Source organism: Winogradskyella sp. 266wxhm (assembly GCF_058964685.1).
Genome location: NZ_CM179559.1, coordinates 338,538 through 355,868 on the forward strand (window position 1 = coordinate 338,538; position 17,331 = coordinate 355,868).

Annotated in this window: 11 protein-coding genes; 3 read left to right on the top strand and 8 right to left on the bottom strand. The window is 34.2% G+C overall.

Translation table 11 applies throughout. From position 1 onward, the window contains the following. Position 1: 1 nt before the first annotated feature. The gene (locus AC2H4K_RS01660) at positions 2-1,003 is read right to left on the bottom strand and encodes a PorP/SprF family type IX secretion system membrane protein (protein ID WP_281141243.1); all 1,002 of its coding nucleotides are present in this window, start codon (positions 1,001-1,003) and stop codon (positions 2-4) included. 9 nt (positions 1,004-1,012) lie between these two features. After that, a complete protein-coding gene (locus AC2H4K_RS01665) occupies positions 1,013-7,081 on the bottom strand; it encodes a PKD domain-containing protein (RefSeq protein ID WP_281141242.1) in 6,069 nt (2,022 codons plus the stop codon). A 290-nt stretch (positions 7,082-7,371) separates the two neighbouring features. Here AC2H4K_RS01665 and AC2H4K_RS01670 point away from each other — a divergent pair, with 290 nt between their 5' ends. Beyond that, positions 7,372-10,557 carry a DUF8693 domain-containing protein gene (locus AC2H4K_RS01670; protein ID WP_493742775.1) on the top strand — a complete coding sequence of 1,062 codons (3,186 nt, stop codon included), beginning with the start codon at positions 7,372-7,374 and terminating at the stop codon, positions 10,555-10,557. Positions 10,558-10,617: 60 nt separating this feature from the next. Here the strand turns inward: AC2H4K_RS01670 and hisS are convergent, their stop codons facing one another. Continuing rightward, on the bottom strand, positions 10,618-12,285 hold the full coding sequence (gene hisS / locus AC2H4K_RS01675; protein WP_493742776.1) for a histidine--tRNA ligase: 1,668 nt from the start codon (positions 12,283-12,285) through the stop codon (positions 10,618-10,620). A 131-nt stretch (positions 12,286-12,416) separates the two neighbouring features. Here hisS and AC2H4K_RS01680 point away from each other — a divergent pair, with 131 nt between their 5' ends. Then, positions 12,417-13,658: an ABC transporter permease gene (locus tag AC2H4K_RS01680; RefSeq protein ID WP_281141239.1), complete on the top strand. Its 1,242-nt coding sequence runs from the start codon at positions 12,417-12,419 to the stop codon at positions 13,656-13,658. A gap of 148 nt (positions 13,659-13,806) precedes the next feature. Here AC2H4K_RS01680 and AC2H4K_RS01685 read toward each other — a convergent pair whose 3' ends face one another. From AC2H4K_RS01685 to rpsF, 5 genes are all read right to left on the bottom strand, one after another. After that, entirely contained in the window at positions 13,807-14,280 is a 474-nt protein-coding gene (locus AC2H4K_RS01685) for a DUF6495 family protein (RefSeq protein ID WP_281141238.1), read from the bottom strand. Positions 14,281-14,285: 5 nt separating this feature from the next. Beyond that, positions 14,286-15,152 carry a glycerophosphodiester phosphodiesterase family protein gene (locus AC2H4K_RS01690; protein ID WP_281141237.1) on the bottom strand — a complete coding sequence of 289 codons (867 nt, stop codon included), beginning with the start codon at positions 15,150-15,152 and terminating at the stop codon, positions 14,286-14,288. Positions 15,153-15,304: 152 nt separating this feature from the next. After that, positions 15,305-15,766 carry a 50S ribosomal protein L9 gene (gene rplI, locus AC2H4K_RS01695; RefSeq protein ID WP_281141236.1) on the bottom strand — a complete coding sequence of 154 codons (462 nt, stop codon included), beginning with the start codon at positions 15,764-15,766 and terminating at the stop codon, positions 15,305-15,307. 12 nt (positions 15,767-15,778) lie between these two features. After that, positions 15,779-16,075, bottom strand: a complete 297-nt coding sequence (rpsR, locus tag AC2H4K_RS01700; RefSeq protein ID WP_281141235.1) for a 30S ribosomal protein S18 — start codon at positions 16,073-16,075, stop codon at positions 15,779-15,781. A 3-nt stretch (positions 16,076-16,078) separates the two neighbouring features. Next, entirely contained in the window at positions 16,079-16,417 is a 339-nt protein-coding gene (gene rpsF, locus AC2H4K_RS01705; protein ID WP_281141234.1) for a 30S ribosomal protein S6, read from the bottom strand. Between the two features lie 199 nt (positions 16,418-16,616). Between rpsF and AC2H4K_RS01710 the strand changes: the two genes are divergently transcribed. After that, positions 16,617-17,312: a LytR/AlgR family response regulator transcription factor gene (locus AC2H4K_RS01710; protein WP_281141233.1), complete on the top strand. Its 696-nt coding sequence runs from the start codon at positions 16,617-16,619 to the stop codon at positions 17,310-17,312. The last annotated feature ends 19 nt before the right edge of the window (positions 17,313-17,331 follow it).

Sequence of the window (17,331 nt, forward strand, 5' to 3'; positions counted from 1 at the left end):
ACTATCGCTTACGTCTTCTATCAACCTTACAGTTTCTACACCTTGAAAGATACGTTAAAGAAAACTCGTAAACACCATTAGTTCTGCCAATATTAGTGGTATTAGCATCATAAGACAGCCCAAACCTAAAAGCTTCATATTCTAATCCAACAAATGCATTAATTGAAGTTAAAAGATGACTACTATCATCATTTTTTGCAGGGTTTGTAGCTGCTGTTACTCCTACCAAAAATTGATTTACAGTAAACAATGAGCCTATATCTAAACGATTATACTCTCCTTGCTGCATGTAATTGGCCGTCATCATAATCTTATAATCATTCAAAAATGGAAAACGAAAATTACCATGAACCGAATAGAAGATATCCAATGGTAATTTTTCTCCATCTACAAATGAAATATTAGGACGATTGAGGTGTTTTGCAGATACTCCAAACCAATAGGTGACATTATTAAGTTCCTCTCGTTCAACAACTATTCCTGCAGAAATATCCCCAAAAAATACGTTGTCTGCATTGTTACTTAAAGGATCTACAGAATTTGGGTTTACAACACCTGTATTTATATTAATTTGATCTGCTAAAGTCAAGTTACTAAAACCAATGTCCTTAAAGCCTAAACCAACTTCAATAGCTGGTCTAAAAAACCATCCATCGTTAAGATTCACACGATGCATGTAGTTGACATTAATCTGATAATAATTGTATTTATTGAAAGTCTCATGTTGTCTCAAGAAGTTAATTCCTAATCCAAAGCCAAGGCTTGGACCATAATCAAAAGACTTGTTTAAATAAGCATATTGCGTATCTATTCTTAAATCTAAATTTGGCCACTGAGTCCTAGTTAACAACCCTGCAGCTATTCTATCACTATCTTCAAAACCCGAAAATCCTGGATTTAATGTTTCTTGTATGTAGTTAGATTGTGTGAAAATTGGATCCTGAGCGTAGACCTTAACGCTCCCTAAAACCAATACCAAAGTAATAATATGTTGTATTCTCATGTATTGGTACTATTTAATATAAACAAAAGCTCCTTGCTTTTTAATTTCATCTCCATAAAATGTTTTTGCAGAAAAAGTATAATAGTAGTTTCCGTTTTCAGCAACTTCTTCTTTTACCTTTCCATCCCAACCTCTAATAGCATCACCCTTCTCTTTGTATATAAGACTTCCCCAAGTATCAAAAACACTAAGTTCTAGAGAATTTAAGCCTATATGCACAGGCGCAAAATAATCGTTGAGTCCATCACCATTGGGAGTAAATGCATCTGGCATTATGAGTTTATAACCTTCTTCAACATAAAGCGCAACAACTTTAGTATAGACGCACCCAAAAGGATATGTTACGGTTTGGGTTACGACATGGCTACCTACTTCAAAATAAGTATGGATTGGGTTTTCTTCTGAAGAAAAACTACCATCACCAAAATCCCATAAAATGCTTTCGTAATCACCTGTAGCTGTATTTGTAAACTGAATTGGATCTTGAATAGCATACACTCCATAGTTTTCATAACCAAAGGATGTTGTAGTGAAATCAGCATTACCTAGAATTGGAGTATCAACATTAAGCGAATAATTTGTTGAACAACCTAAAGCATCAATAACTTCCAAAATCACCAAACCATCTTCATCCGTTGTCATTAATTCATTGTTAGCTCCACTAACATTTCCAGTTGACCAATTGTACTGATACGGTGGCACTCCTCCACTCGCTATTGCTTGAAAAGTTTGATTCACAGTACGTGTCTCACAATCCACATCAGACTGTATGTTGACATCTAAAACCAAAGGCTCAAATCGATTTACAGTCCAGCTTCCTTGAATCTCACAGCCATTAGCATCTACAACGTTGGCCACATAAGTATTTGGAGGCACATTATTTAAATCTTCAGTCGTAGAATTATTAGACCAAGACACATTAAATGGTGGTGTTCCTCCTTGAATAATAAGGTTGATAGAACCACTATTGGCATCATCGCAATCTAAAGCATCACTTACATTGGCTGATAGCTGCAACGGAAGAATGTCATAAATAGTAAAACTTTCTTGAATAATACAAGGTGCGCCGTCAGTAATCGTCACGGAATACGTACCTGCCGCTAAATTATTGCGCTCTGTACCTGCTGTGGAATCATCATCCCAAACTAAGTTTACAGGATCTATTCCGCCTTGAAAATTCAAGGTAATACTTGCGTCGTTCTCACCTGCACAAGTCATTTGTGTAACGACAGGTTCTATCAAAAATATTGGAGCTTCTTCAATTTCTATTGGAAAAGCACGCTCACAATTTTCGGCATCTGTGATCGTTATGGTATAAATTCCTGCTGAAAGATTTGTTTGACTATTTCCTGACCCAAAATTACTCCAAGCAATGTCATAAGGCTCTACACCACCTGTTATATTATCTATTGTAATCGATGCGTCATTATCTCCGTAACATTCAATTTCTGTTGTCGTTACTTGGATATTAATTTCATCATTCTGAAGAATTTCAACTTCTAAATTATCTATACATCCTGAACTGTCTGCAACTGTTAAATTGTAAACTCCTGCGATTAGATTATCTATATTTTGATTAGGACTTGTAAATCCACTCGGTCCTATCCAGCTGAAATTATAATCTAAACGTCCTCCTACAACATTTACAACAATTGCTCCTGTGGCATCGCCATAGCAAATAACATCTGTTTTTGTATCTAAGTTTACCTCAAGTAAATCTGGCTCTATAATAGTAAAATCTAAAGTTATAGGCCCACAATTATTAGCATCTGAAACCGAAATGGAATAATCGCCTGGGCCAAGATTTGTTAAATCTTCATTTGTAGAAAATGGTGAACTGTTTAAAGTCCAACTATAAGTATAAGGAGCAGTTCCTCCTGAAATATCTATTCCTATTTCTCCATCGTTAGCACCAAAACATGAAATGGTTTCAGGATCAAAATTCACATCACTAAATACTAACTCGTCTGGTTCAGTGATTATAAATGTTTCTGTATACGGACAGCCACCATCATCTTGAATGTCTAAATTATAAGTTCCCGCAGCAAGATTAAAAATACCTTCGTTAGTACTAGAAAATCCATCAGGTCCTGACCAAGTAATACTATATGGATCTCCTGTTGAGAAAGGAATGCCTCCTACTATATTAATCTCAATAGATGCATTATCAGACTGAAAACATGTATTATTTACAACCGTTGAAGTTACAGAAATAGAAGGGTTAACGGTAACAGCTACTGTAAAATTTTCTCCAACGCAATCACCTACTATTGGCGTCACAGTATAGGTAACTGTTGCAGGATTTACAGTTATATTTTCTAAAAATTGCGAGATCGAAGTTGTTGGTGTTAGTTGCTCTAGAGCACCTGTAACGCTACCTGCAGGACTTACAACTGGATTTGTCCAAGTGTAAACTATATTTGATGGCACTATATCTCCATTACTTTCATCTGGAGTATATTCAAAAGTATTACCACTACATATTAAAAGTGCTGTATCACTAACACTTGGTGTAACATTTACAGTAATCTCTGCTGTATTTGAGACTATCTCCGAACATCCTCCAGAATTAAACGTTATTATGGCATAATAATATAATGTTCCAACTGTACTTACGTCTGGGCTAAAGGTATCTGCTTCAGCTCCTGAGACTAGAGTTCCAGTTGCTGTATCATTAATTGTATTTACATACCACTGATAGCTAGGTGTACCTGTACCATTTGTATATGATACCGATAAATCTGTCGTAGTTTCACCGAGACAAAGTTCATCTGGAATAGGCTGAGAAGTAAATTGTGCTCCTGCACTTATCTCAATTTCGCTAATAGCACTTGTAACTTCACAACCCGATACATCTTGAGTAATAACACAGTAATAATAGAGTGTCCCTACAACATCTGTTGGAAGTGAATATACTGAAGCTGTAGCACCAACAATTGGTGTTCCTGAAGTTGAATCGTTAACTGTATTAACATACCACTGATAAGAGATATTTCCTAATCCACCAGAAGATATAACTTCTAAATCTTGAACTGCTGCATTTTGACATAAACTCTGAAATGGTATAGGTTGTGTTGTAATTTCAGGATCATCTACAACAATAATTTCTGCAACATCACTTATTAAATCTGAACAGCCATTGGCTTCATAAGTGATTTCAACATAATAGTAATAACTACCTAGTGTTGTAAATGCTGGAGGTGTATATGTTGATAGGGTTGCGCCTGAAATAATTGTACCACCTGAATTGGTGTTAGTAGTATTACTATACCATTGATAAGACAGGTTACCTGTTCCACCGGAAATAATTATTTCAAGTTCATCTGCAACACCTCCAATACAAATAGATTGAGAGCTTATGGGTTGCGTATCTATCTGTGATAAATCTGCCACTGCAATTGCTGCAGTGTCCGAAACAATTTCACTACATCCTCCTGTTGTAAATGAAATGACTACATAATAATACGTTATACCTACAGCATTGGTTGGAGGTAAAAAAGTTGATGAGGTTGCTCCTGAAATCAATGTTCCAGAAGTATTATTATCAATAGTATTTTGATACCATTGATAAGTTGCAGTTCCTGTACCATTGATAGTAACTGATAAGGGATCTACACTCCCATTTAAACAAACAGCCTCAGACAATGGTTGGTCTGTAATCAATGGAGCTGGCTCAACAATAATTTCAAAATTCATAGGACTTCCAGCACATCCATTAATTTCCGGAACTACCGTATAAATTAATGAAGTACTATTTGATGATGTATTCACTAATGTTTGAACAGGAATAGTATTCGATGTACCACTAGGAATATATCCTGTAATATCTGTTGGGTTGTTGGAAGACCAACTGAACGTCGTATTCGGATTATCAGATGTTAAAACAATCTCAGTTGTTGAGGTGCCAGAACAAATTGTCTGAATTAAGTCTGTATTAGTCAAGTTCGGCGACTCATTAATAGAAAATGTTTCCGATGTTGTAGTTACACCACAATCATTGGTCACCGTAAATGTTACCGTATAATCACCAGCGACAGTATAAGAAATTGTTCCTGGATTTAACTGGTTTGAAGTTGCAGGTGAACCACCTGGAAAAGACCAGCTATAAGTTATGGTCTCTGAACTTGGGGCGCAGGTATCTACAGTAGCAATAGGATTAATATCTGCCGAACCACAAGCATCATCGATTTCAGAAATACTAGCTGTTGGAGGTTGTTTTACTTCAATTGTTTGAGAAGTTGTAAAATCACCACAGGAATTTGTGACAGTCATTGTCAGTTCATAAATCCCAGCATTATTAAATTGAAATGAAGGGTTGACCGAAGTCTCATCTGTACCATTGGTAAATTCCCAATCTTCTGTAATGCCACAAAACTCTGAAATATATGTTACTTCCCACAGATAAGTCTCACCTCCACAAGATTCAGCCAAATTAGTGGTATCATTAGCATCAATGTTAAATGGCACACAACCAGAATTATTGCTAACAGTAAACGCTGGCACCAAACCTGGTTCTATACAAATGGTCTTGGTTACAGGGTCTGTTGTTCCACAAAAATTCTCTTCGATAAGTGTTACAGTATAGGTGCCAGGTGACGTATAGGTATGAGATGGGTTTTCTAAATCAGAAGTAGTACCATCACCAAAATCCCAAGAATGAGCCGCTTGCTCAGTACAATTAGGTCCATAGCCACCTTCAGTAGTATTTGTAAACTGAATTGCTGTATTCACACAACCCGGATTTGTAAATTCAAAATCAACATTTGGTTTTTCTAGAATTATTATAGGACCTGCCGTTAGAAGTGTTTCACCACATGAAGTTGCCACAACTAGGGTTACAAAATAATTAGCGTTAGGACAATTAGACTGTGTATATTCATGTGGAATCGGAAAATTCTGAGACGCATCTGGATCACTAGCATTATAGTATGAAGAGCTTTCTAACTGATCTTGTGTATAAAACTCTTGCGTACCATCACCAAAATCTACAGAATAGGTTGTATCTGGTGGATTAGAACCCCAAGAACTTATTTTAAAATCTAGCGCATCAATAGGTAAACACAAGTTTACCGTTCCTGGTGGATTAATAATTCCACCTGTTGGGTTACTAGAGTTTTTCACAAGAATAGTTTCAGTAGAAACACATCCACTATCTCCATAACCTGTAATGACCATATTGAATGATCCCAACTCAGTATAAGTATGATTTAAAGGAAAGGTTACATTTGTCTCAACGGCAGTTCCATCTCCCCAATTCACATCATAAGACGTTACACAGCTATCGGACGGTGAAATATTCCCGACATCAACTGTATACGCTGGATCAACAGTATTATTTCCACAATTATCAAATGGAGGTGTAAACTCTGCATTTAAATCTTCAAAAGCTAATTCTGGTCGTTGCTCTACACTGATGGTTTGAGATGTTGTATCTGTACAACCATTGCTATCAGTAACTGTTAATTCTGCTGTAAATGTTGAAAATCCACAACCAAAAGCATTATATATATGTGTAGGATTAGCTACAGATGAAACAGTACCATCTCCAAATTGCCAGTCATAAGTGAATGGTCCATCTCCTACAACATTAGATGTAAAGTTTATTGGAGTACCAGAACAAGCACCATTATTATTAAACGTAAATGAAACATCTGGTGGACTTGCTACCGTAATTGTTGCTGTACCATTTTCTGAGCTGGTATCGTTAGATCCATCAGTCACAGATATTAATTCATAGATAAAAACACCAACTGCATTTGTCATCACATCTACAGATATAGATTCATTAGTCCCTGTCGTTTCTGCAATCTGAGGAGCTCCTGCGTTTATGGTATAGGTAAAAGTATAAGGTGTATTACCACCACTTCCTGTAAAAGTAACTTGTGGTAAAGGATTTTCATTTAGGCAAACTGTAGCCGTTCCAGAAATCGATGCGCTAGGCGGTAAAATCTCAGTATTTTCAGAAGTAAAATTCAAAAAACTATTTGTCAGTTTTGAACCTTCATCCCTGTTAAATGCAACTACTACTCCCAAAAAGCAAACAAAAAACAATAAGAAATGATTCTTTATTTTCCCCATAAAAAATTAATAGCTAATTACTTACGCGGATCAAAGTAGTTAAAATCTTGTTAAGACAATATTAACTTTATTTTTTATCGACAATCGCCAAATATTTCTGTTAAAACGACAAAAAACACTGTTTTTTAAGTATTTACAAAGAATTAATCATCATCAAAAATACTAGTCTAAGAATATTACTGATTTTTATAAAATTGCATTTAATCGGTTTTTTTTGCGTTTTATGGATTAAAATCGAAAAATAATTCTATATTAGCCACATAATTGATTTTCATTCACTCCCAAATCTGATGAAAAAAATTAGACCAACCCTACTTATGATGGCTATATGCCTATGTATTTCTGTAAACGCACAAGAAATAGATGGTATTATTGCTGATGTTATTGAAAGTCAATTTTCTGGATCTGGTTATGACCATAATGTCTCTTATTTAGATTTTTCTGCGAACAATATAATTGAAAACACAAATGATGTTGATATTAGTATTTTAAACTCTAATAGTTCAAACACTGCTCCTAATACCGATGACCCTAACAACAATTCTATTATTATTTGGGGTGATAATGGCAGTGATATCAACATTGATAATGCACCTCTAACAAGTAATTTAAGTATTGATATAGAATCCGCCTTAGATACTAATGTTTCTTTCTCTACTAAACAAAAGGTATGGAAAGTAACTGAAAATGGAAATATCCCTACCGTTTCCATTAAAATTCCATTAGAGTTTATTGAGAACAACTCCGAGCTAGGAAAGTACTATATGTTTATTTCTGACAACGAAGTGTTTGATACTTCTTCAAAATTCAGAATTATGACTTTAAATTCAAATGGTTATTTGGAAACTAATTATAATTTTGAAGGCATAAGTTACATCACTTTTGGCTTTTCACCACAAATCTCAGAAGAGCGTTCTATAAAATTTGATGGAGTAGACGATTTTATAGAAATCAATGAAACTGCAGATATTAACCCTTCAGAATTTACAATTTCTGCATGGATAAAACATAATTCTGAAACATCAACAAAAGCATCAATAGTTTCTAAAAGAAGTTCTAATTTTTCTACAGGTTTTGATTTTTCCTTAGTTAGCAATAACCGAATAAAAATCATATGGAAAAACGAACAGACACAATCTTTAGTTTCAAATACTTCAATACCAAATAATGAATGGCATCATGTTGCTGTCACTTACAACAACTCAATCGTTTCTATATATATTGATGGTGTTTTAGATACTTCCGCTTTTAAATCTGCACTTATACCAAACAATGAATCATTATTGATTGGAGCTTCAGATAAAAACTCTCCTGTTCAACATTTCAAAGGATCGATTGATGAAGTTAGAATATGGAATATTGGACTCAATCAAGATCAGTTGCGATTTATAATGAATCAAGAAATCAGTAATAACAATGGATTCGTTTCAGGTTCAGAATTACCGAATTCAATAACAAAAAATGATATTTCATCCATACCATGGTCTTCTCTTACAGCCTACTACCCTATGTCTAATTTTACATACGATGCTGTGATTGATGCTTCTGGAAATAACAATGATGGTATTTTAAAAAATATTTCATCGGTTGATTTAGAAACAACACCATTACCTTTTACATCTAAGCAAAATGGAGACTGGAACAATGCTTCTTCTTGGAGTTTAACAGATGATTTATACATTCCTGGATCGGCTTCCATTGTAGATCCGAACATTACAATAGATTGGAATATTGTAAAAACGACTCATAATATCACAATGAGTAACGAGGTTTTACCAGCTTCAAAATTTCAAAATAGAACAATTTTAAGTCTTGACATTGAAAATAGTTTAGCCGTTTTAGGTGATAATGAAACTCACAGTGGTAATGGACTAACAGTTACACACTACTTAAAATTAGATGGGAAGCTAGATTTACAAGGAGAATCCCAATTAATACAACCTATTGATAGCGATTTAGAAGTACTTTCTAATGGTCATCTAGAACGTGATCAACAAGGCACAGGAAGTGAATTCACCTATAATTATTGGTCATCTCCCGTTACTAAACAAAATGCTTCTGTAAACAGTTTTAAGGTTATTGATGTCCTAAAAGATGGTACAAATGCCGAAAATCCGTTAACTATAAATTTTTCCTCTTCTGGTTACAATGGTGCACCAACAAGCCCGATAAAAATTGCTGATTATTGGATTTGGAAGTATGCTAACAGTGCTTCAGGAAATTATTCTTCTTGGCAACATATAAGACGTACAGGAACTATTTTTCCTGGTGAAGGCTTTACCATGAAAGGTCCTGGAATTGAAGATGAAACACTAAAACAGAATTACGTTTTTAGTGGAAAACCTAACAACGGAGATATTACCTTAACGCTTGCCCCAAATAACGAATATCTGGTTGGTAATCCTTACCCTTCAGCTATTGATGCCAAGCAGTTTATACTAGACAATACAACTAATGCTTCTGGCACAGGACCTACCATTTCTGGAACTTTATATTTTTGGAACCATTATGGTGGTAATTCTCATGCAGCTCAGAACTATCAAGGTGGTTATGCTACATATAACTTTTCTGGTGAAGTTGCTGCTGCCTCAAAAGGTTCTATTTTAGAGAATAACATTAATATGATTGCTCCTGAAAAACCTGGTCAATATATTCCTGTCGGACAAGGTTTCTTTGTGATTGGAAAAAATGGTGGCACTATTAATTTTAATAACGGTCAGCGTATTTACAAGCAAGAAGAAGGTTCTAACTCTATTTTTATGCGAGGCATGGTTGATAACTTTTCTAAATCTGCGGACAATCGTATGAAATTTAGAATCGGTTACAGTTCTACAAACACCATTAATCGTCAGTTACTTTTAACCATTGACAGCAATACAACTTCTGATATTGATTGGGCTTATGATGGCGAATTAAACGAAACGCAAATCGATGATATGTTTTGGCTCATCAATGATGAAGAATTCATTATTCAAGCGAGTAATGATGCTGAAGTTTCAGCCATTTATCCTTTAGGTATAAAAATCTCTAGTGACGGATTAAACACTATTAACATTGATGATCTTGAAAATGTTCCTGATAATTTCAATATCTATTTACATGATAAAGTTCTAAGTCTTTATCACGATTTAAGACAAAGTGATTACAGTGTGTTTTTGAATGCCGGTGAATATTTAAACAGGTTCGAGATTACTTTTGGATCCGATGAATTATTAGGAATCGATGACCATTCTAGCCAAAGTATTGATATCCTTTATTCTTCTGACATCAACCAATTGGTATTGATAAACCCAAATCAAATAGACATTACATCGATTGTTCTTTTCAATATGCTAGGACAATCTGTTACAACGTACAATACAATAATAAAAAGTAGTCATTCGGAATATGATGTTAACCTTAGTTCAGGTACTTACATTGTTAAGCTAACCGCTAAAAATCAATCCGTAATGACCAAGAAAATATTAGTTAAGTGATTTAATTATTTTTAGTTAGTGATTAGCAAAGTCTCAGTCAACACATTGACTGAGGCTTTCTTATTTAAGGACTTCTAACATCGCTTCAAAAGAAAGTTTGTCCTGCTCACCAGACTTCATATTTTTAAGTGTAAACAAACCTGCATTGATTTCTTCTTCACCCACTAAAACCACGTAAGGAATATTACGACGATCAGCATGTGTCATTTGCTTTTTCATCTTGGCACTATCTGGATAAAGTTCTGCCTTAACACCATTAGTTCTCAATTTAGAAACCGCTTGTAAACAGGCCATAGCTTCCTTATCACCAAAGTTTATGAACAACACTTTTGTAGATTCTGTTATGGTTGCTGGAAACAAATTCAACTCGTCTAACACCAAATAAATACGGTCGAGACCAAAACTAATACCAACTCCACTCGTATCTGGTTTACCAAAAATATTGGTTAAATCATCGTAGCGACCTCCACCACCAATAGAACCCATTTTTACGCCTTTAGGTGCTGATACTTCAAAAATAGCACCTGTGTAATAGTTAAGACCACGAGCTAAAGTGACATCTAATTGTAGTTGCGCTGTTTTCAACTTTAAGTTTGAAATCGCTGTGTTTATAAACTCTAATTCCTCAATACCTTTTAGACCGATTTCAGAAGTTCCTAAAATAGATTTTAAACTCGCCACCTGATCTCCAAAATCACCTTTAAGTTCAAACAAAGGTTGAAGCTTTGCAATACCTTCTTCAGAAATATCCTTGCTACGCATTTCTTCCTTCACTTTCTCCTCTCCTATTTTATCGAGCTTATCTAAAGCTACCGTGAAATCAATAAGTTTGTCTTGTGCTCCGATAACTTCAGCAATACCAGATAAGATTTTACGGTTGTTAATTTTTATAGTAACTCCTTTTAGATCTAAAGCTGTAAAAACCGCATCATAAAGCTGTACAAATTCTACTTCTTGAAATAAAGATTTTGAACCCACCACATCAGCATCACATTGGTAGAATTCTCTAAAACGCCCTTTTTGCGGACGGTCGGCACGCCAAACGGGTTGAATTTGATAACGCTTAAACGGAAACTCAATCTCATTTTGATGCTGCACCACATAACGTGCAAAAGGTACGGTAAGATCGTAACGAAGGGCTTTTTCTGAGATTTTAGTTGCGGCTTTGGTTGAATTTAAAAATCCAAAATTGTCAAGATATATTCTAAAAAAAGACTTAAAATGTTTATTTCTAAAGTCTATAAAATCTCTATTCTTTGTCTCATCATCATTTTTCAGACTTTTCTCATAAAATTCTAAAAAATCATTTTTAATACTTAAAAAAAACTTTTCAAAAAACTCGCTTTGTTCATCTGATAAATCATCAGCATGAAAAAAGTTTAATTTAACGTTCAGTAATCCATCATAATTATCTTCACCCTTATAAACATCTAATAATGTTTCAAGTATATCATTGAACGCAAGTGTAAACATGGTTGAATATGCAACATCACTTCTGACGTCTTTTAAATAATCACCACTATTCAATATCTTAAAAATCAAGCGATCTCCTTCATCACCATATTTTCCCATTAAGGTATCAGAGTTCTCAAAACTTGGTGTTTCTATAGGTTGAAAACCATACAGCTGAAACTGTGTTTTTATGGTTTCCATAATATAGGAACGTTTTGCGACTTCTTCTGCATTAAAATCTCTTGTGCCTTTTGGTATACTTGGTTTTTGCGCCATCTTCTGATTTAATTTGTCACAAAAATATTATAATTTTTAGAGGTCTAAAGAAGATATTTCGTTTTTATAGTAACTTTATGCTGTTTTAGTAGTCTTATACGTAAAACAAGCCAAAACCGAAATACCAAACTATGTTTTCACTTCTTAAGGAAAATTTTAAAATTGCTTTAGGTTCTATAAAAAGTCAACTACTCCGTACCATTTTAACGGTTTTGATTATTGCTATTGGTATTATGGCTTTGGTTGGTATTTTAAGTGGTGTTTCGGCTTTAGAAAATACGCTTTCTAGCAATTTCTCTTCTATGGGTGCTAATACATTTAATATTCAGCGTTATGAGTTCACTGCGCAACGCCAAAGCAGTAGAGAACGCCAAAAAGTGAATCCCGTTATTAGCTATAGAAACGTTAAGGATTTTGAAGATAATTACGATTATCCGTTTACAAAAGTGGCCGTGTCTTTCTACGGTTCTGCAACCTCTGAAGTGAAATATGAAAATATAAAAACCGATCCTGAAGTTGCCGTACTTGGTGCTAATGAAAACTTTATTGAAAATTCTGGTTTAGAGTTGGAAACTGGTCGTTCTTTGAATTCATTTGATGTTGATAACAACAGTTCAGTCTGCGTTATTGGTAGCGATTTGCAAAAAGCGTTATTTCCAGATGATAATCCTTTAGATAAAACCATAAGTGTTAGAGGTTCTAAATTTAAGGTTATAGGTGTTTTAAAGGCGAAAGGTTCTACGTTTGGAAACAATCAGGATTTAAGAATGATTATTCCTATTCAGAAAGCACGTTCCATTTTTACAAGTCCGAATATCAATTATACCTTGAGTGTAAAAGTGGACAAAAAAGACATGCTAGAAACCGCACAAGATGATGCTATATTGACTTTTAGAAATATTCGTGGACTTAACCCGATTGAAAAAAATGACTTCGGCATTGAACGTAGTGATGATTTGTTGAATAGAGCTGCTGAAAATACTAAAGTACTCTACATTGCTGCTTGGATCATAAGTATCATCACCATTTTTGGTTCTACCATAGCATTGATGAACATCATGCTAGTTTCCGTAACCGAACGTACTCGTGAAATTGGTGTTAGAAAAGCACTTGGTGCTAAACGTAAAACGATTGCATCGCAATTTTTTATGGAAACCATAATCATTGGGCAGTTTGGTGGTATCCTCGGAATTATCCTTGGCATTCTCATTGGTTGGGCTGTATCTTATAAATTTGAATTAGATTTTTCAGCTCCATGGGTCGCTATGATTTGGGCAACGAGTATTGCGTTTATAGTTGCTGTGATTTCTGGATTGTATCCAGCTACAAAAGCCGCAGGATTGGATCCTATTGAGTCTTTGAGGTACGAATAGTTGGTGTCTGGTGGATGGTTTTTGGCAAACAAAACTCAACCGATTTTGTCACGCTGAACTTGTTTCAGTGTCTCTGAAATAAACACAGTGCTATATATAATTCTGAAAAAGGACTTCGACAAGCTCAGTCTGACAACTAGTTTTAGAACTACTGTCTGATCAACTTTTCAAAATATTGAAATAATTCACCTTTTGTGATATTAGCTCCTTGTTGAACAAGTTTAAAAATATCCATATGCTTATCATCCGAGTAATCTTTTTTAGCATTGAAAAATTCGATATCATCAGATAATAAATTATCGCGCAACCACTGAAAACCTTCTTTTGTTGTAAAATCAGCTTTTTCGCTTTTAAGCTTTAAAGCGATAAGATGCATATCTTTTTCGCGACACTTAAATAGATGTATTTGCTGTGGTGAAATATGCTCTAGATACTCTACTTTGTCTAATACACCATACCAAACCAAATCACTAAAAACATCCAATTCTTGCTCGGCAGCTTCAGGTTTATTTTTCTTAATGTCTTCCCATTCTTCAGCAGTTATGGATTGTGTTGCCAAGAAATTGATAAACTCTTGGTGTAATTCTTCAAACTGTTCTTTCGTTAATCTTGCGTATTTCATGAGAATTATTTTCGTATTGCTTTTTGAACTTCAAAAGGTCTATCAGTTGCCAAAATGTTTACTCCTTTACTCATCCATTCATTATATAAATGATTTCCTCTAGCTTCAGCTTGTTTATCTAAGTTGCCTAAAGTTCCAAGCATCGCTACAATATTTTTATCCTTCAACCTTTTATATAAATTAGGATTTGACAAACGTGTTCCTGTAAATGCTAACATATTTTTGGTTGGAATTTCAGAAGCAAATAACCTATTTAATTCCTCATCATTTCTAGCCGAAACTGAAATTAAAAGTTCTGGTGCTAAAGCGTAAGATGATTTTGCTTGGTTAAGATCATAAGTTATGATAACACAAACATCTTCTGCGTTGGCTTTTTTAATGGCTTCAATCACTACCGACTGACTTACGGAACGTTTTATATCTACAGTAAGAATGACATCATTAGCCTTACACCATTCTAAAACTTCAGAAAACAACGGTATTTTATAATTGGTTTCGTTTCCGTAATCATCTACTAAGTTGAATTTATGCAATTCGTCGTAGGTGTAATCTTTAACCAAACCTGAACCTGTTGTGGTTCTTTCCAAAGAATTGTCGTGCATTAAAACCAGTTTTCCATCTTTGGTTTGTGCGATGTCAACTTCATAAATAGCATTAATACTATCACTAACATATTTTATGGTTTCCAAGCAATTTTCAGGATAGTTAATAATTCCCTTTCCACCTCTATGTACACTGATTTTTGGATAATCGGATTTTGAAGCCCTAAACACATCTAAAAGCACAGATGTATCAGAAACGTTTTGCTCTGTTTTGACTTCTTTACAAGCAAGAAAACTTATAAATAAGAAAGCAACTAAAATATATCTCATAGTGTATCTACATTTGTTGGGATCCTGATTATCATCGGGATATTTTAACTATTATTTTTGAATTCGCAAACTTTCTTGCTTTTCAAAAATTAGTTTCAATAAAAAAAACCGCTTAGTAAACTAAACGGTTTTAAATATTTTAAAGACTAAGATTAAGCCTCAGCAATTACTTCGAAAGTAAAATCTACATTTACAGATCTGTGTAATCTAATAACCGCTTCGTACTGACCTAAACGCTTAATGTTTCCACCGTTGATAGAAATGTATTTTTTATCAACTTCGTGACCTTCTTTTCTAAGCGCTTCAGATAAATCCATATTAGTTATAGAACCAAATAATTTATCACCAGCAGTTGCACCTGTACCAGCTTTTGCAGTAATCTTGATGTCTAAAGTCTTTAATGCTTCAGCTGTTTTTTCAGCTTCTGCAATGATTGACTTCTCTTTATATGCTCTTTGTTTTAAAGTTTCTGCTAAAACTTTCTTAGCAGAAGGAGTTGCCATAATAGCGTGTCCTTGAGGAATTAAAAAGTTTCTACCATAACCGTTCTTTACTGTTACAATATCGTCTTTAAATCCTAAATTTTCAACGTCTTGTTTTAATATAAGTTCCATTGTTATGATATTTTATTTTAATAAATCTCCTACGTATGGTAACAACGCTAGGTGTCTAGCTCTTTTTACTGCTACCGATACTTTTCTTTGGTATTTTAAAGAAGTACCTGTTAAACGTCTTGGTAATAATTTACCTTGCTCGTTAACGAAGTTTAATAACCAATCTGCATCTTTGTAATCTACGTACTTAATGCCAGACTTCTTAAAACGACAATACTTCTTAGTTTTAGAAGTTTCGATATTTAATGGAGTAAGATATCTTACTTCTCCATCTTTTTTTCCTTTTGCTTGTTGTTCTATAGATGACATAAATTACGCTTTTTGTTTCATTTTTTCTCTTCTTCTCTCAGCCCAAGCAACAGCATGCTTGTCTAACTTTACAGTTAAATAACGCATAAAACGCTCATCACGTCTAAACTCTAACTCTAAAGGTTCAATTGCTTCACCAGCAACTTGATACTCGAACAAGTGATAAAAACCACTTTTTTTGTTTTGGATTGGGTAAGCTAATTTTTTTAGTCCCCAATCTTCTTTGGCAATCATTTTAGCACCTTTGTCAGTTAAGAAATCTTCATACTTCTTTACTGTTTCCTTTACCTGATCTTCAGATAAAACGGGATTTAAAATGAAAACAGTTTCATAATGATTCATAATAAAAAATTTTGTTTATCGTTAAAACGGGTGCAAAAATACATATAAATTCCAATTTCACCAACGTTTTCTAGCGAAAGTTTCACTAAATTTGCCCGCTAAAAATTATGTTAAAATTTACAGTTGAACGGTATTATTTGTTTTTTAACCGAAATTATCGTACTATTGTCGATATCTTAACCTAAAAATGTATAATGTTATGACTTTAAACTGTGTAGTTGTTGATGATTCTGCGATTCAGCGCCTCTCTATAGTAAAGTTGATTGAGAATCATTCTTCTCTCAACCTTATTGCAGAGTACAGCAGTGCTTTAGAAACTAAAAACGGTCTTAATACACATAAGGTAGATCTTATCTTTTTAGATATAGAAATGCCTGTATTAAACGGTTTTGAGCTTTTGGATGTACTCAACAACAAACCCCAAATTATTTTTGTCACAGGTAAAACCGAGTATGCTTTTAAAGCATTTAATTACGATGCTACCGACTACCTTCAGAAACCAATCACAAAAGAACGTTTTAACACTGCAGTTGAGAAAGCTATTGAGCAACACAAGCTTAAATTAGACTTTAACGAAACTGACGGTGAACACATCTTTGTAAAGAGTAATCTTAAAAAACGTAAAGTTTACATCAAAGATATTAAATGGATTGAAGCCCTTGGTGATTACGTAAAAGTAGTGACAGAAGAAAACAGCTTAGTGGTATTATCTACAATGAAAGCTTTTGAAGCAGAATTACCAGAAGGTAAATTCTTAAGAATTCACAAATCTTACATCGTAAATCTTGATAAGATTGATAGATTTAACAGTAAGAACGTTGAAGTTGGTGCCTACGAAATCCCTCTAAGTAGAAACAAAAAAACACAATTAGTTGACGCGCTCAACAACATGTAAACTATTACACTTTGAATTA

What these genes read in the sequence shown, in the direction of transcription:
- rplI (WP_281141236.1), bottom strand. Translation starts at nt 15,766, where the DNA reads ATGGAACTTATATTAAAACAAGACGTTGAAAATTTAGGATTTAAAGAC.
- AC2H4K_RS01660 (WP_281141243.1), bottom strand. Translation starts at nt 1,003, where the DNA reads ATGAGAATACAACATATTATTACTTTGGTATTGGTTTTAGGGAGCGTT.
- AC2H4K_RS01710 (WP_281141233.1), top strand. Translation starts at nt 16,617, where the DNA reads ATGACTTTAAACTGTGTAGTTGTTGATGATTCTGCGATTCAGCGCCTC.
- AC2H4K_RS01685 (WP_281141238.1), bottom strand. Translation starts at nt 14,280, where the DNA reads ATGAAATACGCAAGATTAACGAAAGAACAGTTTGAAGAATTACACCAA.
- rpsF (WP_281141234.1), bottom strand. Translation starts at nt 16,417, where the DNA reads ATGAATCATTATGAAACTGTTTTCATTTTAAATCCCGTTTTATCTGAA.
- AC2H4K_RS01690 (WP_281141237.1), bottom strand. Translation starts at nt 15,152, where the DNA reads ATGAGATATATTTTAGTTGCTTTCTTATTTATAAGTTTTCTTGCTTGT.
- rpsR (WP_281141235.1), bottom strand. Translation starts at nt 16,075, where the DNA reads ATGTCATCTATAGAACAACAAGCAAAAGGAAAAAAAGATGGAGAAGTA.
- AC2H4K_RS01680 (WP_281141239.1), top strand. Translation starts at nt 12,417, where the DNA reads ATGTTTTCACTTCTTAAGGAAAATTTTAAAATTGCTTTAGGTTCTATA.
- hisS (WP_493742776.1), bottom strand. Translation starts at nt 12,285, where the DNA reads ATGGCGCAAAAACCAAGTATACCAAAAGGCACAAGAGATTTTAATGCA.
- AC2H4K_RS01670 (WP_493742775.1), top strand. Translation starts at nt 7,372, where the DNA reads ATGAAAAAAATTAGACCAACCCTACTTATGATGGCTATATGCCTATGT.
- AC2H4K_RS01665 (WP_281141242.1), bottom strand. Translation starts at nt 7,081, where the DNA reads ATGGGGAAAATAAAGAATCATTTCTTATTGTTTTTTGTTTGCTTTTTG.